Origin of the sequence: Streptomyces roseicoloratus (assembly GCF_004117935.1) — a bacterium.
Lineage (GTDB): Bacteria > Actinomycetota > Actinomycetes > Streptomycetales > Streptomycetaceae > Streptomyces > Streptomyces roseicoloratus.
Genome location: NZ_SDOY01000177.1, coordinates 1 through 19,131, shown reverse-complemented (window position 1 = coordinate 19,131; position 19,131 = coordinate 1). Strand labels below are relative to the sequence as shown.

15 protein-coding genes, 1 tRNA gene and 1 other RNA gene are annotated in these 19,131 nt (G+C 73.2%); 6 read left to right on the top strand and 11 right to left on the bottom strand.

Features of this window, described 5'->3' with window-relative positions:
• Positions 1-4: 4 nt before the first annotated feature.
• Together ESG85_RS33330 and ESG85_RS33325 are read right to left on the bottom strand one after the other, a co-directional pair.
• Positions 5-682 (bottom strand): RBBP9/YdeN family alpha/beta hydrolase, encoded by a 678-nt coding sequence (locus tag ESG85_RS33330; protein WP_128984919.1) that lies wholly within the window; start codon positions 680-682, stop codon positions 5-7.
• A 227-nt stretch (positions 683-909) separates the two neighbouring features.
• Positions 910-1,578, bottom strand: a complete 669-nt coding sequence (locus ESG85_RS33325) for a TetR/AcrR family transcriptional regulator (RefSeq protein WP_128984918.1) — start codon at positions 1,576-1,578, stop codon at positions 910-912.
• Between the two features lie 161 nt (positions 1,579-1,739).
• Between ESG85_RS33325 and wrbA the strand changes: the two genes are divergently transcribed.
• Positions 1,740-2,351 (top strand): NAD(P)H:quinone oxidoreductase, encoded by a 612-nt coding sequence (wrbA, locus tag ESG85_RS33320; RefSeq protein WP_128984917.1) that lies wholly within the window; start codon positions 1,740-1,742, stop codon positions 2,349-2,351.
• Between the two features lie 212 nt (positions 2,352-2,563).
• Here the strand turns inward: wrbA and ESG85_RS33315 are convergent, their stop codons facing one another.
• The 5 genes from ESG85_RS33315 to ESG85_RS33295 all read right to left on the bottom strand — a co-directional run bounded on the left by ESG85_RS33315 (position 2,564) and on the right by ESG85_RS33295 (position 8,702).
• The gene (locus ESG85_RS33315) at positions 2,564-2,851 is read right to left on the bottom strand and encodes a metal-sensitive transcriptional regulator (protein WP_128984916.1); all 288 of its coding nucleotides are present in this window, start codon (positions 2,849-2,851) and stop codon (positions 2,564-2,566) included.
• A 187-nt stretch (positions 2,852-3,038) separates the two neighbouring features.
• A complete protein-coding gene (locus ESG85_RS33310) occupies positions 3,039-5,279 on the bottom strand; it encodes a TerD family protein (protein WP_128984915.1) in 2,241 nt (746 codons plus the stop codon).
• A gap of 93 nt (positions 5,280-5,372) precedes the next feature.
• Positions 5,373-6,593 carry an RNA polymerase sigma factor gene (locus tag ESG85_RS33305; protein WP_181019186.1) on the bottom strand — a complete coding sequence of 407 codons (1,221 nt, stop codon included), beginning with the start codon at positions 6,591-6,593 and terminating at the stop codon, positions 5,373-5,375.
• Positions 6,594-6,850: 257 nt separating this feature from the next.
• A complete protein-coding gene (locus ESG85_RS33300) occupies positions 6,851-7,297 on the bottom strand; it encodes a YciI family protein (protein WP_128984914.1) in 447 nt (148 codons plus the stop codon).
• A gap of 343 nt (positions 7,298-7,640) precedes the next feature.
• On the bottom strand, positions 7,641-8,702 hold the full coding sequence (locus tag ESG85_RS33295) for an aldo/keto reductase (protein WP_128984913.1): 1,062 nt from the start codon (positions 8,700-8,702) through the stop codon (positions 7,641-7,643).
• Positions 8,703-8,977: 275 nt separating this feature from the next.
• On the opposite strand from ESG85_RS33295, the gene ESG85_RS33290 reads away from it, so the two are divergent.
• Entirely contained in the window at positions 8,978-9,295 is a 318-nt protein-coding gene (locus ESG85_RS33290; RefSeq protein WP_128984912.1) for a hypothetical protein, read from the top strand.
• Between the two features lie 321 nt (positions 9,296-9,616).
• Positions 9,617-11,410, top strand: a complete 1,794-nt coding sequence (locus ESG85_RS33285) for an RCC1 domain-containing protein (RefSeq protein WP_164986377.1) — start codon at positions 9,617-9,619, stop codon at positions 11,408-11,410.
• A gap of 110 nt (positions 11,411-11,520) precedes the next feature.
• On the opposite strand, the gene ESG85_RS33280 is transcribed toward ESG85_RS33285, so the two are convergent.
• Positions 11,521-12,042 (bottom strand): Rv1352/Rv1906c domain-containing protein, encoded by a 522-nt coding sequence (locus ESG85_RS33280; RefSeq protein WP_128984910.1) that lies wholly within the window; start codon positions 12,040-12,042, stop codon positions 11,521-11,523.
• A 124-nt stretch (positions 12,043-12,166) separates the two neighbouring features.
• Positions 12,167-13,639: an AAA family ATPase gene (locus ESG85_RS33275; protein WP_128984909.1), complete on the bottom strand. Its 1,473-nt coding sequence runs from the start codon at positions 13,637-13,639 to the stop codon at positions 12,167-12,169.
• Positions 13,640-13,769: 130 nt separating this feature from the next.
• Here ESG85_RS33275 and ESG85_RS36725 point away from each other — a divergent pair, with 130 nt between their 5' ends.
• A complete protein-coding gene (locus ESG85_RS36725) occupies positions 13,770-13,973 on the top strand; it encodes a hypothetical protein (RefSeq protein WP_281288106.1) in 204 nt (67 codons plus the stop codon).
• 240 nt (positions 13,974-14,213) lie between these two features.
• Here ESG85_RS36725 and ESG85_RS33265 read toward each other — a convergent pair whose 3' ends face one another.
• Both ESG85_RS33265 and ESG85_RS33260 read right to left on the bottom strand, forming a co-directional pair.
• Positions 14,214-16,616 carry a helicase C-terminal domain-containing protein gene (locus ESG85_RS33265; RefSeq protein WP_309548734.1) on the bottom strand — a complete coding sequence of 801 codons (2,403 nt, stop codon included), beginning with the start codon at positions 16,614-16,616 and terminating at the stop codon, positions 14,214-14,216.
• 310 nt (positions 16,617-16,926) lie between these two features.
• Positions 16,927-17,011, bottom strand: a tRNA-Ser gene (locus tag ESG85_RS33260).
• A 118-nt stretch (positions 17,012-17,129) separates the two neighbouring features.
• Here ESG85_RS33260 and ffs point away from each other — a divergent pair.
• Together ffs and ESG85_RS33250 are read left to right on the top strand one after the other, a co-directional pair.
• Positions 17,130-17,228, top strand: an RNA gene (gene ffs / locus ESG85_RS33255) — signal recognition particle sRNA small type.
• 36 nt (positions 17,229-17,264) lie between these two features.
• Positions 17,265-19,131: DNA polymerase III subunit gamma and tau (locus ESG85_RS33250; protein WP_128984907.1), on the top strand; the 1,867-nt coding region annotated here is incomplete at its 3' end.

Genomic DNA, 19,131 nt, shown 5'->3' with positions numbered 1-19,131 from the left:
GACGCTACCGGTTGCCGGTCACCCGTTCCGCCGGGTTCTCGCACCACTCCAGGACGGAGGGCCAGGGCCCGTAGCCGCCGAGCTCGGGGTTGAGGTGCCGGCCGCCGGGCACGTGGTCGAGGTCGAGCCCGAGCGGCAGCCCGTAGTGCACGTCCGCGCCCTCGGGACAGTACGGATCCCCGTCCCCGTACACGAGCCGCACCCGGCCGCCGCGCGAGGCGTCAGGACCGGGGCCCCGGCCGGGCCCGTCGCCGAACTCGCCGAACTCGGCCACCCTGCCGCCGGGTTCGCCCAACTCGCCCAACGCGCCCAGCTCGGCGAACTCGCCCAGCTCGGCGAACTCGGCGATCTCCGGGATCGAGGCGGTGATCTGCGGCGAAGGCGGCGCGACGAGCAGCACCCGGTCGGCGTCGGGCGCCCGTCCGGCGGCGACGGCCCGCAGCCACAGCAGCACGGAGAGGCTGTGCGCGATCACGACGAACTCCCCGTCGCCGTCCTGGGGCCGCTGTCCGTGCCCCTCCAGCGCGTCGAGCCAGTCGGCCAGAACGGGTGCGTCCGCCGAGGGCAGCTGCGGATACCGCACCTCGTGCCCCCGTTCCCGCAGCTGCTCGGCGAGCCAGTACTGCCAGTGGCCGGGCGGCCGGTGGTTCTGGAAGCCGTGGAGGATCAGGTAGGTGGTCATGGCACTGATCGTGGGGCCGGAGGGCGGGCCGGGTCCAGAGGGGTTTCGAGGGGCGGACGGGACCGATGCGCGGCGGGGCCCGCAGCCGCGTCGCCCCGCAGCCGCGTCGCCCCTCAGCCGCGTCACCCCGCAGCCGCGTCGCCCCTCAGCCGCGTCACCCCGCAGCCTCGTCGCCCCCCAGCCCCGTCGCCCCGCAGCCTCGTCGCTCCGGCGTGGCGAGTGCTCCGTCAGGTGCTCGTCGCGGGACTGTCCAGGCTCAGCAACTGCCGTATGCCGGCCTTCAGTTCGTCGGCCGAGAGGTGCTGTTCCCGGGACAGGTGGTGCATCAGGCTCGGGGAGAACGGGGCGAGGAGGAGATGGGCGAGGAGAGGGGCGTTCGCGGTGGGGTGGGCCTGGGAGACCAGGAGGGCGAGGTGGGTGTGCATGGCGAGGTACGCGCCGCTGGTGTAGCGCGCGCTGGGCGCCGCGGTCTGTGCGGCGAGGAGGATCTCGCGCTGCTCGACCACGCGGTCGACGAGCGCGTCCAGGAAGGCGTCGAGCCGCTGCGCGGCGGGTGCGCCGGGGCCGAGGGGCGGGGGGCCGCCCAGGTAGGCCTCCTGGAACTGCCGCTCCCGGTCGTCGAGCAGCGCCCACAGCAGCTGCGAGACGTCGCCGAAGCGCCGGTAGACCGTGCCGACGCCGATGCCGCTGGCGTGCGCGACCTGGTTCATGGTGACGGCCTCGGGGCCCTGCTCGGCGACGATCCGGGCGGCGGCGTCGAGGATCTTGCGCCGGTTCCGGGCGGCGTCGGCGCGCTCGGGAGCGGGGCCGCCGACGGTCGGCAGGAGGTTGAGCAGCGGCGTGGGTGCCGCCGCCTTCGCCCCGCCGCTTCCGGCCTGCGGTTTCGTCGCGCTCATGGGTCGCTCCCTGCCTTCCTGCTCGCGCGTCCCCCTCGGGTCGGTCCCCTTGACCTGAGCATACCTGCCCCTCTTGCGAAGCGGATAGGAATCCGATTAACCTTGCCGACGTTGAAACGGAAAGTAATCCGGTTTCCGGTACGCCTTCAGGAGGGCCCGCCATGTCCGTCAAGGTCGCCGTCATCTACTACTCGGCCACGGGGAACGTCCACCAGCTCGCCCAGGCCGTCGCCGAGGGCGCCGAGAAGGCCGGCGCGGAGGTGCGGCTCCGCCGGGTGCCCGAGCTCGCGCCCGACGCCGCCATCGACTCCAACCCGGCCTGGCGCGCCCACGTCGACGCCACCGCCGACAGCGTCGAGGTCGCGACCCTGGACGACCTGGAGTGGGCGGACGCCTACGCGCTCGGCTCGCCGACCCGCTTCGGCAACGTCGCCGCCCAGCTCAAGCAGTTCATCGACACCTCCGGCGGCCTGTGGAACCAGGGCGTCATGGCGGACAAGCCCGCCACCGCGTTCACCAGCGCGTACAACACCCACGGCGGCAACGAGTCCACCCTGCTCGCGCTCTACAACACCTTCCACCACTGGGGCTCGGTCATCGTCTCGCCCGGCTTCACCGACCAGTCCGTCTACGCGGCCGGCGGCAACCCGTACGGCACCGCCCACCCGGGCGCCAACGGCGAGCCGGACGAGAAGGTCCTCGCCGCCGCCCGCTACCAGGGCGAGCGCCTGACGAAGATCGCCAAGCGCCTGAAGGGCCTCGCGGTCGACTGACATGTCCCGGAGACACGGGTACCCCTCGGGAGGCGTGTCCTCCCGAGGGGTACCCGTATCGCGCGTGTGCCGGGCCCCGCAGGCGCCGGGTCCCGCGGGCGTCAGGGCCGGCCGGCGTGGTCGCGCGTGTGCCGGGGGCCGGCGTGGTCGCACGGGTGCCGTGCCGGGGGCCGGTGTGGTCGCGCGGGTGCCGGGCCCCGCGGTCTCGCGGATCAGGCCAGCGACAGGAAGAGCTTCTCCAGTCGGGCCCGCATCTGCTCGGAGTCCTCGCCGCCCTCGCGGCCGTTCTCGGCGTCCGTGAGGCACTGCTGGAGACCGGTCGCGATGATCGCGAACCCGGCCCGGTCGAGGGCCCGGGAAGCGGCGGCGAGCTGGGTCACGACCTCCTCGCAGTCGCGGCCCTCCTCGATCATCCGGATGACACCGGCGATCTGCCCCTGCGCCCGGCGCAGCCGGTTCAGCACGGCCTTCAGCTCGGCGCCCGCGAGATCCAGTTCCACTACCACTCCTCACAGCGACCCCGGGGGGTCGTCGCTCCCCGACATGGGGGTCCCGTCGAAGCCCCGGCCCCAGGATGACACCGCCCGGCCCACCTCCGCCTCCCGCGACGCCGCCATCCAGGCCCTGCCCGCCCGCCCGCGGGTCAGACGCGGGGCAGACTCGGGTCAGACGCGGGTCAGACGCGGGTCAGACGTGGGCCGGTGCGGCCCGGCGCTCGAACGGGCCGAGGTGGGCGACCACCGAGCCGTGGAAGCGGTCCACGGCGTCGTCCACGCTCCGGATGAACCCGGACTCCGTGCTGCCCCGGCTCACGCCCATGCCCTTGAACAGGGACAGCCGGAACCCGCTGATCGCGGCCCCGTCCTTCGGGAGCAGGTCACCAGGCTCCGGCCGCAGCCGCTCCAGGGTGCCGCGCGGCCCGTTGCGCCCCTCCACCAGGGTTTCCACGTGCAGATCCGCCGGAGCCTCGGCCAGGATCCGGACGAGTCGCCTGGCGACGGAGAGCGGGTAGGCGCCGTCCGGCGCCGCGACCTCCACGGACGTGCGGATCTTGCCCGTGCGCAGGTCCGCGGTGACGGTGAGGATGTTCTGCGTGCCGTCCATGCGCACCTCCGCCGTCAGCCGGCCGTCCTCGCACAGCCGGTCCGCCAGCTCGACGCGCCGCGACTGCGGGTCGGTGCCGCGCCGGGCCCGCTGGACGGGCAGCACCTTCTGGCCGAGCTCGCCGCCCAGCCGCAGACACACCTGGCGCACCAGCCGCTCCCAGCTCTCCACCACCTCCACGGCCCGCGGATCGCCCTGGCAGAGCGTTTCGGCGTCGATGCCGTTGCGCACGGGGACCCAGGAGGGGCCCATGTTCTGGAAGCCGTGGCAGCCGGAGTTCTCGTGCTGGAGGTAGTGGAGCAGTTCCTGCAGCAGCCAGGCGTGAGCCGCGTTGCCGACGCCCTCGTGCCGGATCAGCATCTGCGCCTGGTGGGCGACCTCGGCCCACGACAGGTGCCGGAGCGCCACCTTGTGCTTCCGCCTGCCGTCGATCTTGACGTCGACGAGCGGGGTGCCCTCCAGGGCCACGTCGTTGGAGAGCGTGATCACGGCCTCGTAGCCGCGCCGGGCCGCGATGTCCATGTAGGCCTGGACCTGCTCGGCCTTGAGCGGATTGCCGTTCGTCTTCGTCTCGACGAGCGCCGTCCACAGCTTGCCCGCCCGCTCCACCCGGATCACCCCGTCCGGGCGCCTCGGGGTGTCCCCGTGCGGGAGCGAGACCTCCGTGAACGTCTGCATCCGCCCCGCCGGTGCCCCGAACGCGGCGGTGAGCCGCCGCCCGAACTCCGGTACCTCCGCCATCACCGACAGCAGCACGGACGTCGCCCGCACCTCGCGCTCCCGGTCACTCTTGTACGAGGGGGCGGGGAAGAGCCGGGCGGGCTTCCACGTGTCGTTCTCCGCGAGGGACTTCCTGGGTGTGGTGGGGAGCGTGACCTTCTTCTTCGCGGTACGGGGGCGCCGACGCGCGGCGGGGGCCGGAGCGGTGTCCGTGGTGGCCTGGGCCGGAATGGCGGCCGTGACGACGGCGGGTCCGACCGCGGCGGGCGCGGTCGGAGGCCCGGACGTGTCCGGGAGGGAGGCGGCGGAGGCGGTGGCGGAGGGCGAAGCAGCTGGTGAGGCCGATGCCGAAGCCGCGGTCGAGGCCGAGGCCGAGGTCGATGCCGAAGCCGATGCCGAGGTCACCGGCGTCGGGGCGGCGGCCTCGGTCAGGGCCTCGTCCTGTTCCGTACCCCGTTCGTGGCTGCCGGCGCCGCCGCTTCCGCCGCTTCCGCCGTTGCCGTCGTGCTCGCTTCCGCTCTCCCCTTCGCCCTCGCTTCCGCTTTCCCCTTCGCTCTCGTCCTCGTCGATGTCGATGCCGAAGTCGGTGGCGAGGCCCGCGAGGCCCGTCTCGTAACCCTGGCCGACCGCACGGAACTTCCACTCCTCGTTGCGCCGGTACAGCTCGCCGAAGATGAACGCCGTCTCGACCGTGGCGTCACCGATCGAGAATCCGAGCAGCACCTCGCCCGAGCGGTCGGAGACGGTCATCCGCAGGTCGTCCAGGTCGCCGAAGCGCGCGCCACCGTACTGGCTCGCGGCGATGACGACGGTCCGTACCTCCTCGGGGACGGCCGTGAGGTCGAGACCGATGCGGTCCTCGCTGCCGTTCCCGGTGGGCGCCTTGCCGAGCAGCTGCACGCTGCCGTCCTCGGCGGCCGGGTGGTTGTAGAAGTAGAAGTCGGAGTCGCTGCGCACCTTGCCGTCGCCGTCCAGGAGCAGGACGGACACGTCGGCGTCTCCGGCTCCCGAGGCGCTGCTCCAGCTCAGACCGACGACCACCGAGCCCGCGTCCTCGCTCAGTTCGGCGAGGCCGACGTTGGCTCCCTTGGTCAACTCGTGCATGTGTCCCCCCGGACAGTTCCGTTGCGGCAGGCGCCTCACGGGAACCGTAGCGTCCGCAACCGCGAGTTGCGGAGGAATGGTGAATTCCGGGAGTCATGGATCGAGTCGGGCGGCGCGGGTCTGGAGGTAGCGGCGTTCCGGGAGGCTGTGGGTCGCGCGGGCGGCGGTGCGGTAGGCGTCGGCGGCGGCCTTGCGGGCGCCGGTGCGTTCGAGGAAGTGGGCGCGTACGGCGGGGAGGCGGTGGGAGTCGGGGAAACGGGGCTCCAGGGCCGCCAGCGCGGCCAGGCCCGCCTCCGGGCCCTCGACCATCGCGAGGGCCACCACGCGGCCCAGTTCCGCCATCGGGTCCCGCGTCTTCGTCAGGAGGACCTCGTAGAGGGCGAGGATCTGCGGCCAGTCCGTGGTGTCCGGGCCCGCGGCCTCGTCGTGGAGGGCCGCGATCGCCGCCTGGAGCTGGTACGGGCCCGGCGGGCCCTCCGTCAGGGCCTCCTCCACCAGCGCGGTGCCCTCGGCGATCGCCGTCCGGTCCCAGAGCGTGCGGTCCTGCCGGTCGAGCGGGACCAGCTCGCCGTCCCGTCCCGTACGGGCCGCACTCCGCGCCTCCGTCAGCAGCATGAGCGCGAGCAGGCCGGTCACCGCGCCCTCGCGCGGCAGCAGCCGGCGCACCTCCCGGGTCAGCCGGATCGCCTCCCGGGCCAGGTCGGCGCGGTGGAGGGCGGGCCCGGAGGTGGCGGTGTAGCCCTCGTCGAAGACCAGGTAGAGGACCTGCAGGACGGAGGCGAGCCGGGCGTCCCGGTCCTGCGGGCGGGGCGGGTGGAAGGGCCGGTCCGAGCCGGTCGACCGTAGCTTCGCCTTCGCCCGGCTGATCCGCTGCGCCACCGTGGACTCCGGCATCAGGAACGCGCGGGCGATCTCCGCCGTCGTCAGACCGCCCACCGCGCGCAGCGTCAGCGCGATCCTGCCCGCCGGCGGCAGCACCGGGTCGCAGCACAGGAAGAGCAGCGTCAGCGTGTCGTCCTCGGCCGACGCGGCCCGTACCTCGCGCGGTGCGAGCCGTACCGCCCGTTCCTCCCGGCGGGCCCGTGCCTCCTCCGCCCGCAGCGCGTCCGTCAGCCGCCGCGAGGCCACCCGGATCAGCCAGCCGCGCGGATTCGCCGGCACGCCGTCCCGCGTCCACTGGCCCGCGGCGGCCAACAGCGCCTCCTGCACCGCCTCCTCGGCGTCGTCGAAGTGCCCGTACCGCCGCACGACCGCACCGAGGACCTGCGGCGCATGCCTGCGCAGCAGGTCCTCGACGGCGCCCGCGGCGGGCACGGCGACGGCCGGGACGGCGGGGACGGCCGGGACGGTCGGGACGGTCGGGACGGCGGGGTGCGGGGCGTGCGCGGCGCGTGTGGTGTGCGCGGTGTCCACGGCGTCTGCCGCGCCCGCCGGGCCCTCCGCGTCCGTCCGGCTCTCCCCGCCCTCCGCGTCCGTCCTCCGGCTCTCCCCGCCCTCCGCGTCCGTCCTCCGGCTCTCCCCGCCCTCCGCGTCCGTCCTCCGGCTCTCCCCGCCCTCCGGGTCGGCCGAGCTCACACCCCGCCTCCCGCGAGCTCGCCCGCGCCCAGGTCGGCGCCGCCGGACTCGTCGATCGGCCGGATCACCACCGGGTAGGCCGGCGCCCCGGCCGGCTGCGGGGCCTGTGCGACCCGCGCCGCGATCTCCGTGACCCGCTCCAGGCTGGCGCAGTCGAGCACCCAGTACCCGGCGAGCACCTCCTTCGTCTCCCCGTACGGCCCGTCGGTGACCACCGGCCGTCCCTCGGCGTCCGCGGTCACGAACCGGGTCCTGGCCGGTTCGACCAGCCCCTGCCCGTCGATGAACTCCCCGGTCTCCGCCAGGTCGTCGTTGATGTCGTTCATGTACGCGAACATCGCCCTGAGGTCCTGTTCGCTCCAGGCGGGGCTGTGCTCCGAGGCCTTGCCGTTCATGGCCTCGTAGTCGGCCTGCGCGCCCTGCACCATCACCAGGTACTTCATGACGTCCTCCTGCTCAGTCCTCTTCCACTACGGTCCCGTTCCGTGACCGCGGCCCCCGGGCGGGGCCCTCGACCCCGGGCGGGGCCTTCTACAGGGGACGTCGGAGCAGGCCCGCGTTTCTCGACACCTCGCCGGACATCACTGGTTCGGACGCACCCGAAGATACGAACGGTCCCGCTCGGCCGGCCGCGCGCGGGCCCGCCGCCCGCAGGACGACGTCGAGGAGGGTTCGAGACGGCCGTACACGGCGTACCGGCTGCCCGTGACCACCTGCCCGTTCCTCGGGGTCGACGGGCCGTGCGGGCGTCCGCGTGCCGGCCGGGGCGGCACGAGCCCGGTCGCCTCAGTCCGCTGCCGCCCGCTCCCCCGTCGGTCGCCGGCGCAGGGACGGGTCCGTGAGGGCGGCGGGGCGCCAGGCGCCGTCCGGCGGGTAGACGTTCGTGCCTGGCGGGACGATCTCGTCGATGCGGTCGAGGACCTCGTCCGTCAGGCCCAGCGACGCGCCCTTCAGCAGCCCTTCCAGCTGCTCCATCGTGCGCGGCCCGAGGATGACCGACGTGACCGCCGGGTGCGCGGTGACGAAGGCGATCGCCAGCTCGGGCAGCGTGCAGCCGATCTCCTCGGCGAGCGCGGCGAACTCCTCGACCGCGTCCAGCTTGGCCTGGGTCAGCGGCAGGGACGGGTCGAAGCGCTGCGGCTGGAGCGCGGCCCGGCCGCTCGTCATGTCGACGTCCCGGCCCTTGCGGTACTTGCCGGTGAGGAAGCCGGACGCCAGCGGCGACCAGGTCAGCACGCCCATCCCGTACCGCTGCGCGACCGGCAGCACCGAGGACTCGACGCCGCGCGCGAGCAGCGAGTACGGCGGCTGCTCGCTGCGGAAGCGGCGCAGGCCGCGCCGCTCGGCGACGGCGTGCGCCTCGACGATCTGCTCGGCGGGGAAGGTCGAGCAGCCGAAGGCCCGGATCTTGCCCTGCGCGACCAGGTCGGTGAGGACGTCGAGCGTCTCCTCGACGTCCGTGCGGTGGTCGGGCCGGTGCACCTGGTAGAGGTCTATCCACTCGGTGCCGAGCCGCTTCAGGCTGTTCTCGACGGCCCGGGTGATCCAACGGCGCGAGCCGCCGCCCCGGTTGGGCCCTTCGCCGCCGACCGGGAAGTACACCTTGGTGGCGAGCACCGTCTCGTCGCGGCGGTGCGGGTCGCGCAGCGCCTTCCCGACGATCTCCTCGGACTCGCCCGCCGAGTACATGTCGGCGGTGTCGACGAAGTTGATCCCCTGGTCGAGGGCGGCGTGGATGATCCGTACGGAGTCCTGGTGGTCGGCGTTGCCGACCGCTCCGAACATCATCGTGCCCAGGCAGTACGTACTGACTTCGATCCCGGTCCCACCGAGTACCCGATAGCGCATGCGCCGCACCTTAGGAGCTGGAGCCCACTCCAACGCAAGAGGGTTCGGCGGGGAGTTCGGCGAGGAACCCGGCGAGGAGACGGTGGAGGACCTCGGGCCGTTCCGGGTGCGGGTCGTGCCCGGTGCCGGGTACGCAGACCCCGCGCAGGGCGGGGAGGCGGCGCGCCACCGGACCGTCCGCCGCGGTGGGCGGTGACGAGGCCATGGTGGCGGGTCTCGCCGCGTGTCGGGCGAATAGCGCCACTGCGCCCGTACGTTGCTCCTACGCTCCTTCCGTGACCGAGAACGAGATCAAACTCAAGGCCATCGCCGCACTGACGGCGCTGCGCGGCGGAGTCGACGAGAGCCTCGTCTCGGACCTCCTGGGCGAGGTGATCCCGGGGGAGTTCGCGGTGCCGGCCGGGGCGACCGCGGAGGAGGCCGGCCTCTCGGTGCTCGCGCAGCTCTCGGAACCCCTGAGCGCCCTGGTCAACGGCTTCATCCTGGCCTTCGATGCGGTGGCCGACGTCCACGACGCCTCGGGCGCGGAGCCGGCGACCGAGCCGATCCTCCAGGAGCTCGCCCTCCGCCTGGCCAGCGACAACTTCGGCTGACCGGACGCACCCCACCGGCCCCGCCCGCACTGATCGGGTGAAGGCGAGGTGTCGTTCACACGTACGCACCCGGGCGCACCCGCATGGTGGGCGCGTCGGTCGTGGCGCAGGCCCGTGCACGCCGCGTCGGACGGAAGGCGGGACGCCGTGAGCTGTGGGAGAGGAGCGCGCATCGTGCGAGGAAACGTGCGAGCGGTGCGAGCCGTGCGAGGAACCATGGGAGCCGTGCGAGGAACCGTGGGAGCCGGGCGGCGGGCCGGCCGAGCCGGGCGACGGGCCGGGCGAGCCGTGCGACGCGTCGGCCGAGCCGGGCGACGGGCCGTGCGGGGAGCCGGGGCCGTCGCCGGATCACTCGTCCTGCTCGTCGTGACGGCCGTCCTCGCCGCGTCCGCCTTGGCTCCGGCCGCCGCGTCAGCCGGCCCGGCGGGGAGGGGACGTGCGTCCGCGGACCCCGAAGGGACGGGACAGGCCAAGGGACAGGACCACGCGCGGGACATCCGTACGGGACCGCCCGGCACTCCCCTCACCTGGGGCAGCAACGACAGGGGCCAGTTGGGCGACGGCAACACCTCCGGTTCGGGCGCCGTTCCCGGACGGGTCTGCGGGAACGCCACCTGTACGACGGCGCTCGGCGCCGTCGTACGGGTCGCGGCGGCCGGCGGGCACAGCGTCGGCGTTCTCGACGACGGCGGTGTGGTGGCCTGGGGCGCCAACGGCAGCGGCCAGCTCGGCGACGGCACGACCACCGACCGCACCACGCCGGTCCGGGTCTGCGCCGTCGGGGAGACGGCGCCGTGCGCGTCGTACCTGAAGGGCGTGGTGGCCGTCGCCGCGGGCGCCGCGCACAGCATGGCGCTGCTGACCGACGGGACCGTGGTGTCCTGGGGCGACAACGGCCAGGGCCGGCTCGGTGACGGCACCCCGGTGGACCACCGGGCGAGTCCCGTACGGGTCTGCGCCGTGCACGAGGCGGTGCCGTGCGCCACGTATCTGAGCGGGGTCACCGCTCTGGCGGCGGGCGCCCGGCACTCGCTCGCGGTGCGCGCGGACGGCTCGGTCGCGTCCTGGGGCCTGAACGCGGCCGGCCAGCTCGGCGACGGCACGACCCAGGACCGCCCGGTCCCCGTCCTGGTCTCCGGACTGACCGGGGCGGTGTCCGTGGCGGGCGGCGCGGCGCACAGCCTGGCGGTGGGCGCGGACGGCACGGTGCGGGCGTGGGGCGAGGGCGACGCGCTCGGCGACGGCGTGGGCGCGCGGACCGGCACGCCGGTACGGGTGTGCGCGGTCGAGGAGGCCGTGCCGTGCACGTCGTTCCTGACCGGGGTGCGGAGCGTGGCCGCCGGCGCGCACCACAGCCTCGCCGCCCGGACCGACGGGACCGTGGTGTCCTGGGGCGACAACGGTCAGGGCGCGATCGGCGACGGCACCGACCTGGACCGGAGGGTCCCGGTGCAGGTGTGCGCGCCCGACGGCTGCGCCACGAAGCTGAGCGGGGTCACGCAGGTCGCGGCGGGCGCGACCGGCGCGCACAGCCTGGCGCTGCGGGACGACGGGACGGTACGGGCCTGGGGCCTCAACCGGTCCGGACAGCTCGGCGACGGCACCCGTACGACCGGCACCTTCCCGGTGCGGGTGTGCGCCGCGGGCCAGAGCGCACCGTGCGGCCGCCTGCTCGAGGGCGTCACGTCCCTGGCGGGCGGCGACACGCACACGGTGGCCCTGGCGGTGCAGTCGGCCGACCTGACGGCCTCGATCGCGGCGAGCCCGGAACCGGTGGCGAACGGCGGCACCCTCACGTACACGATCCGCGTGCACAACCACGGCCCGACGGCGGCGGCGAACGTCGTCCTCACCGACCACCTGCCGGGGACGGTGCGCTACGTGAGCGCGGCGACCACGTCCGGCCACTGCGACACCCCCCCGACGGGCGCGACGGACACCATGACCTGCCACTTCGGCACCCTGGGTCGCGGCGGCTCCGCGTCCGTCACCCTCGCGGTGAAGATCCGCACGACCCCCGGCACCCCGGTCACCGACACCGCGACGGCAACCAGCGACACCCCGGACCCGAACCCGACGAACAACACCTCGACGATCAGCACGCCGGTGAGCTGAGCGCCGATGAGCTGACCGCCGGTGAGCTGAGCGCCGGCGAGCGGCGCGGCGTCGGCTTCGCGGGATCTCTCGGCCTTCCACATCACGGCTGTCCAGCAGGGCCGTCCGGCCTATCCGATCTTCTGCCAGGGTTTGCAGTCGGAGGTCTGAAACGCCTGGTCGCTTGGAGCGATCTTGACGATGGCCGGTCCCTCAGCATTTCCGTTGGCGATGATGTCCCCGGACTCGCCGGTGGTGTCGCTCAGCCGGGCCCAAAAGCAGAGGATGTTGTCCTTGCCCTCGCTGCGGTATGTGCCCGGCTGGATGTCCTTGCCCACGAGGAAGACACCGTCACCAGGGATCTCCCCAGTACGTGCGGTGTTCTCCCCTGACGCGCTGGTGACAGGCGGCGAGTCCGTGTCGGTCGGCTGGGGCGTTTGAGGAGTGGCAGTTACGGTCCGGGTGGCCGAAGGAGTGTCCGCAACGTCGCCACGCGATCCGGTAATGCCGATCAGTACACCGACCAGTAGCCCGCCGAGCGCGGCTGCGGCGTGGGTGAGGATCTTCCTGCGGGGATAGGGGGCCGCAGGCGGAGGCAGCGATTGACCGCGCTGCGGTCCTGGCGGCGGACCCGTGGGCTTGTTTCCGCTCATGCCATCAGACTGCGACCGGCACCCTTGATCCGCACGGCAGTGCGTCCTGCTGGAGGTACGGTTTGGCCGCGGCCGCACGGGGGACGCGCCACCGGGCGCGCTCATCATGCTGTTCGGGCAAAGGTCAGACGCGGCCGTAGAGGGTCGCCAGATCGATCAGTCGGATGCCCGGGTCGGTTGCCGCTGCAGCGTGCGCGTTGTCGTTGAATCCGGCTCCGCTGAAGCACAAGAGCTGTGTGCGCGTGGTGTCGTATCGGCCTGCCAGAGTGATGAGGTCACGGATGTGCCGGAGGCGGTCGATGTGTGCAGCGCCCATGGTGTCGTTCCACTTGGCCTCTCCGATGGCCAGCAGTGGCGGCTTGGTGCCCTCTGCGATTCCGATGACCGCCACGTCGATTTCGTGGCCGGTACGGGCTTTGGTGTCGTGAACGACACCGTGTCCGACGCGGGCCGGTAGACCGCCGAGCAGTTCGGGGTCGGCGTGATGCAGAGCCCAGTCCCGGCAGACCTGCTCGAAGTGGGGCCCGAGGACGTTGCTGACGAAGCGGCGACGGCTGGCTTGCCAGACCCGTGCCGCGCTGCCGGGGCGTTCGAGCTGGTCCCAGACCGGTCGCATGATCGCGTGGTGGAAGCCGATCAGCGGTTCGGCGATGCGGTACGTGGGACGGTTCTCTCGGAAGGCATCCGCGTCCCGGCGCAGCAGGCCCGCGTCTTCGAGGACGTTGATGGGATGGGCGATGTCGGTGGCCTTGCGTTCGAGGTAGCCGGCCATGCCCCCGCGTGTGGCGTTGCCGTCGGCGACGGCGGCCAGCACGGACAGGTACAGGGCGGTGTCGCGAAGGTCGGGTTCTTCGGCCAGCAGATAGCGGGCCTCGCGGAAGAGGGGGGTTTCGGGGTTGAGGACGGTGCGCACGACCCATTCGTCGAAGTCATCCGGCCCCTTTGGTGTGTCGCCGCGTGCGAATTCGCGCCGATAGGCCGGGGTGCCGCCCACGATCGCGTTCACCTTCATGGCCAGGTGAGGATCGGTGATGTCCCAGAATTCGGCGGCGAGGCGGTGGTCGAGGGGGCGGACGACCAGCTCCAGCCCGGCTCGTCCGCGCAGTGGGGCGTTACCTGAGAGCAGCCGGCCCATGAAGGACAGCGCCGAGCCGCACAGCAGCAGCCGGGTACGGGAGCCGGTGCGCTGGTCACGCAGAGGTCGCAATGCCTCTTGGATGATCGAGGGCAGCTCCGGGTTGGCCTTGGCGAGGTACGGAAACTCGTCGATCACCACGGGGACGGGCCGCTCGGCACCGAGTGCGAGCAGAGCGTCGACGGCCTCTGCCCAGTCGGCGAAGTGGAACGGGCTGGCAGGACGGACGTGGGCGGTCAGCGCCGAGCTGATCCGCCGTAGCGACTCGGCATCGGCAGCCTCGGTCGCGCCGAAATAGAAGCCTCCGGCGGCTCGGCAGGCGGCATCCAGCAGGAAGGTCTTGCCCTGGCGGCGGCGCCCGGAGACCACCCCCAGAGTCGCGCCGGGCTGCGGGTCGGTGATGAACCGGCTCAGCGCCGACCACTCGTGGTCCCGGTCGAACATCTCGGCAGGCTTGTCCACAAGGGCTCCAGATAGAGAAGTACGCCTCCATAAAACATACTCCTCGTTCTGGGAGCCGCGGAGCGCGCATCCGCCGGCCCGGCCCTCCGTCGCTTACCCCAAGGCGCCCTGGCGCACTGCGGCGCCTGTCGTGCCCACGTCCGCTTCGCCAAAGACCAGCCGCATCCTCGCCGACCTCGCCGGCGGCCACGCGGACCGCACCTGGGACAAACGGCTCCGCGAACTCATCCGGCCCGACGTCCTCATCCTTGATGACTTCGCGATGCGCCAGCTGTCCGCGGTCAGGCCGACGACCTCTACGAGCTCGTCTCCGAACGGCAGGGCCGGTCTCTGATCATCACCAGCAACCGGGCGCCCAGCGACTGGTATCCCCTCTTCCCCAACCCCGTCGTGGCCGAGTCGCTCCTGGACCGGCGAGAGCGTCCACACAGCGGCCCCACCACCATTTCCCGGCCCCGCTGGTGGAAGGGGCGGTCGTAGCCTTGCGCGCGGTCGTCGGCGGATCGGGCGCCGTGGAAGAACGCTGGGGTGCGTTCACAGGGACGCTCCGATCGGTCACCACCCGTGCCGCGCCTCAGGCATGCCCTGTCGGCATGACGCTGTGGATGCGGGACAGAGTGAAGACGCGTTCGGCTTCACGCAGGTGGCACCAGGCTTCGAGGTAGGGCGGGTCGAGTGCGAGGCGGCTGAGGGTGCGGATGGTGCGGCTGCCCGAGGCGGCGACGTACTCGATCGTGATGGCCGTGCCGGCGTCGAGGGCGTGACCGAGCTGGCGTACGTCGGCGTACGTCAGCTGCTTCGCGTACCCGGCGACGATCTCCTCGGTGTCCGTTCCGAAGGGGCCTCCGGCGCCGAAGGGATCGGGGTCCGGGAGGGTCGGCGGGGCCGCCAGCAGTCGGGCAGCCACGGTGTGCGAGTCATCGGCCTTCGACACCTCGGCTGCCGTGGGCGCCGTGCGTCGTCCGCCGGTCTTCGCGGATGGCTTCCGCGCGGTCGGGACGGCGGCGGCCCGTTGGGCCGGGGCCCTCTCGACGCGTACGGTCCCGTCCGGGGCCTCGGCGACGGGGGCGTAGCCCTGGTCCCGCAGAGCGGCAAGGGTCCGGTCGGGCGGGCCGGCGCTGACGAGCACCGTGGGGGCGAGCTGTCGCAGCCCGAGCGAGGCGAGCCCTCGGTGGGCGGCGATTTCGGCCAGGAGGGACGGCTCGTCGCCGTGGATGACGCTGGCGGCGGGGGCGACGCGCACACGGCCGTGACGGCGTGCGGCATCGGCGATGAGGTAGGACAGGGCCTGTGGCAGGGGCCCTTCGGCGATGGCGGTCAGCGCGGCGGAGACCTCGTCCGGAGCGCGGCCGGTGTCCAAGGCCCGTCGGATGCTGCTGGAGCTGAACCGCCATACCGAGGCCATCCCGCTGGTCTCGCGGTCCGCGGTCGCGTCCAGGAGCTCGGCGAGGTGCGCCGTGGGCGTGCCGCTGACGACGGCCGTGAGATCGCTGCCCAGCCGGGCCGTACCGGTGGCCTTCGGCAGCAGCCGTCGGCACTCGGTGGCCACCACCTCGGCGTTGTCGGCCAGCAGCGCCGCACCGAGCGGGGAGAGGGCGCCCCGGGCGATGATGCCCAACAGCTCGGCCTCGCGGACCGCGGTGGCGAACGGCATTTCATCCTGGAATGACAGGTGGGCGAGCGGACGGTGCCAGGCCACGAGCGGGCCCAGATCCGTGGCGACCCGCGTGCCCAGCCCCTCAGGCAGCTGCGCCGCAGCCGTGAGGAGTCCCCTGCGAGCCTGCAGGCAGCCGTCGCAGGGAGGCGCTCCGGCCAGGGCGGGGAGCGCCTTGTTCTCCTCGTCGCGGGCCTGGGACGGAGTGAGCGGCAGGTTCCACCATGCCTGGAGCAGTCCCGCGAACCGCGCTGCGGGTTCCTGCGCCGCCCAGGCGTCGTACTTCTGGGTGGGCGCGACGCGAGGGCCGTCTCCGGCCAGGAGGCCGGCCGAGTACGCCGCCTCCAGGACGAGGCGCACCGCGGCGTCATCGGCCTGCGCGGCCTTGCCGATCCGGCCCAGTTCACGAGTGCCGATCCCACCGGACTTCAGCCGGGCCGGCGGCGCCGACGAGCAGACCGACAGGACCGAGGCGGCGCGGGCCGCGAAGCCCGTGGCCGCTGCCGCGGCCTCCCGTTCCACCTCCGCAGCGGCGACGGACACCATCTCCGCGGCAGGCGGTACGGGATCGAACGGGGCATGCCAGTCGGGGCCGCGGAGCGCGAGTGCCACTTCGACGGGCATGCGGGCCGGCCCGTATCCGTCACGGTTCCGGATCAGCAGGCCCCGGTCGAGGGCCCATCGCTCGCCGGGCCGGGAATCGGGCCCGGGACTCCCGAACATGATGAACTCCGTGTGCCGCGGTGCGGACCTCGCTCGGTGTTCGAGCAGCTCGCGGGCAGCGGGAGGAGCCTTCGCGACCACGGAGGCGATGCGTTCCGGATCGCCATGGTGGTGGAGGACGGCGGCCGTGCGCTGCTGCCTGGTGCCGGGCGGCTTGATGCCCAGCGCGACGAGCATGCCGCGCAGCTCGTCGGACGTCACGCCCTCCAGGAGATCCTCCAACGGAGCGTCAAGACCCAAGGGTGCTTCCCAGGCTTGCCGCAAGGGCGCGGCGATGTGGAGCCTTCCGTCGCCATCAGGCCAGACCAGCGCGCGATCGGTCAGCGTCTCCAGCACGGCGTCGAGTTCCCGAGCGGCGGTGGGTGCCGTCGCTCCCAGCGTGTTCGCCAAAGCGCCGCGCGGCAGGGGCGTCCCCAGGGCGGCCAGGGCCTCGGCCACCTGGAGGCACGGCAGTGGGAGCCGCGGCAGGGCGAGCGCCACCGAGCCCGGTCGCAGAAGACGTTCGGCCAGTTCGTCCAGCGAGCGCGGCTCAGGGGGAGCCGAGGCGTCCTCCCGCAGGGCGAGCACGCGCCCCAGCCGCGGGGCGTCGAGGCCCGTCAACCAAGCCGTCAGCGTGGACCGGGACGTCACAGGGAACACCTCGCGGGGTCGGGATCGTACGAGCGGCGGACCGGTTGCGGCCCGTGCGCAGATCAAGGATGGCGCATCCCCTGGCCGCCGGTGGCGTACGTGAGGCTTCACCCTTGAATGCGAGCCGCTCGACCGGCAGGGGAGCCGCCGATTCCGGCGCACCGGCAGAGAGCGCGCGCGAAGGTCGGATACGGGCGAGACCGCGACTGAGACCCACGCATGCCGAAGACCCCGGCCGCTTGCGCGACCGGGGTCTTCGTTTCGCCTGTTCAGGCGGCTGCGGAGGATACGAGATTCGAACTCGTGAGGGGTTGCCCCCAACACGCTTTCCAAGCGTGCGCCCTAGGCCTCTAGGCGAATCCTCCGTGGAGAACATTACATGACCGGAGAGGGTGCTTGCGCACGTGAGCCGGGGTGGGGGGTGGGCGGAGGTTTTCCGTGGGGGAGTGGGGTCGGGGCGGGGTGGGGATCGGGTACTCTGGGCGGAGCCCCTCACGTGGCGCTATCTGACTGAACTCCCCCAGGGCCGGAAGGCAGCAAGGGTAGGTCGGCTCTGGCGGGTGCGTGGGGGGCGCTTGCGTTCCCGGGTTGTCAGTGGGCGCCTATAACCTCGTATACGTGTCGTCTCTCGCGCTGTACCGCCGCTACCGTCCCGAGTCCTTCGCCGAGGTCATCGGGCAGGAGCATGTCACCGACCCGCTGCAGCAGGCGCTGCGGAACAACAGGGTCAATCACGCGTACCTGTTCAGCGGGCCGCGTGGCTGCGGCAAGACGACCAGCGCTCGGATCCTGGCCCGGTGCCTGAACTGTGAGAAGGGTCCCACGCCCACGCCCTGCGGCGAGTGCCAGTCCTGCCGGGACCTCGCGCGGAACGGGCCGGGCTCGATCGACGTCATCGAGATCGACGCCGCCTCGCACGGTGGTGTCGACGATGCCCGCGACCTGAGGGAGAAGGCCTTCTTCGGCCCCGCCTCCAGTCGCTACAAGATCTACATCATCGACGAGGCGCACATGGTCACCTCGGCGGGCTTCAACGCCCTGCTGAAGGTGGTCGAGGAGCCGCCGGAGCACCTGAAGTTCATCTTCGCGACGACCGAGCCCGAGAAGGTCATCGGGACCATCCGCTCGCGCACGCACCACTACCCCTTCCGGCTCGTGCCGCCCGGGACCCTGCGGGAGTACCTGGGCGAGGTCTGCGGCCGGGAGGGCATCCCCGTCGAGGACGGCGTGCTGCCGCTGGTCGTGCGGGCGGGGGCCGGGTCCGTCCGTGACTCGATGTCCGTCATGGACCAGCTGCTCGCGGGCGCCGCCGAGGACGGCGTGACGTACGCCATGGCGACGTCGCTGCTCGGTTACACGGACGGCTCGCTGCTCGATTCGGTCGTGGACGCCTTCGCCGCCGGTGACGGCGCCGCCGCCTTCGAGGTGGTCGACCGGGTGATCGAGGGCGGCAACGACCCGCGGCGGTTCGTCGCCGACCTGCTGGAGCGGCTGCGCGATCTCGTCATCCTCGCGGCCGTGCCCGACGCCGCCGAGAAGGGGCTCGTCGACGCACCCGTCGACGTCATCGAGCGCATGCAGGCGCAGGCCTCCGTGTTCGGTGCCGCCGAACTCAGCCGGGCCGCCGACCTCGTCAACGCCGGTCTCACGGAGATGCGCGGCGCGACCTCGCCGCGCCTCCAGCTGGAGCTGATCTGCGCGCGCGTGCTGCTGCCCGCCGCGTTCGACGACGAGCGCTCCGTGCAGGCGCGCCTCGACCGGCTGGAGCGCGGGGTCGCCGCCGCGCCGCCCGCCGCCGTCTTCACGACCACCTCGCCCGCGCCGCAGATGGGATACGTGCCCGGTGCGGACGCGCACGTTCCGCCGCCCGCCCCGCCGGCCGCGCCCGCCCCGTCCGCACCTCCCGCTCAGCCGCAGCCCGTGCAGCAGGCCCCGGCCGCCCCGCAGGCCCCCGCTCCCGTACAGACCCCGGCTCCCGCTCCCGCCCCAGGCGCCGAGGCCCAGCGGCCCGGCGCCTGGCCCGGGGCCGCGCGGCCCGGTGGCGGTGCGCCCGGAGCCTGGCCCGGCGCATCCGCGCCCGCGTCCGCGCCGCAGCAGGCTCCTGCCCCGGCCCCCGCGCCCGTACAGCCTCCGGCTCACGCCGGCCCGCAGGGGCCCGGCCCCGCCGCCGGCGGCTCCGCCGGCATGGCCGCCGGTGCCGCCCAGGTGCGCACCATGTGGCCACAGATCCTGGAGGCGGTGAAGAACCGGCGCCGCTTCACGTGGATCCTGCTCTCGCAGAACGCGCAGGTCGCCGGGTTCGACGGCACCACCCTCCAGCTCGGCTTCCTCAACGCCGGCGCCCGCGACAACTTCGCGAGCAGCGGCAGCGAGGACGTCCTGAAGGCGGCCCTCGCCGAGCAGTTCCAGGTGCACTGGCGGATCGAGGCGATCATCGACCCCTCGGGCGGCGCCAGCCCGCCGCCCGCCGCGGGCGGCTTCGGTG

Coding starts and splice junctions, on each gene's coding strand:
- ESG85_RS33330 (WP_128984919.1), bottom strand. CDS start 682: ATGACCACCTACCTGATCCTCCACGGCTTCCAGAACCACCGGCCGCCC.
- ESG85_RS33325 (WP_128984918.1), bottom strand. CDS start 1,578: ATGAGCGCGACGAAACCGCAGGCCGGAAGCGGCGGGGCGAAGGCGGCG.
- wrbA (WP_128984917.1), top strand. CDS start 1,740: ATGTCCGTCAAGGTCGCCGTCATCTACTACTCGGCCACGGGGAACGTC.
- ESG85_RS33310 (WP_128984915.1), bottom strand. CDS start 5,279: ATGCACGAGTTGACCAAGGGAGCCAACGTCGGCCTCGCCGAACTGAGC.
- ESG85_RS33300 (WP_128984914.1), bottom strand. CDS start 7,297: ATGAAGTACCTGGTGATGGTGCAGGGCGCGCAGGCCGACTACGAGGCC.
- ESG85_RS33295 (WP_128984913.1), bottom strand. CDS start 8,702: ATGCGCTATCGGGTACTCGGTGGGACCGGGATCGAAGTCAGTACGTAC.
- ESG85_RS33280 (WP_128984910.1), bottom strand. CDS start 12,042: ATGAGCGGAAACAAGCCCACGGGTCCGCCGCCAGGACCGCAGCGCGGT.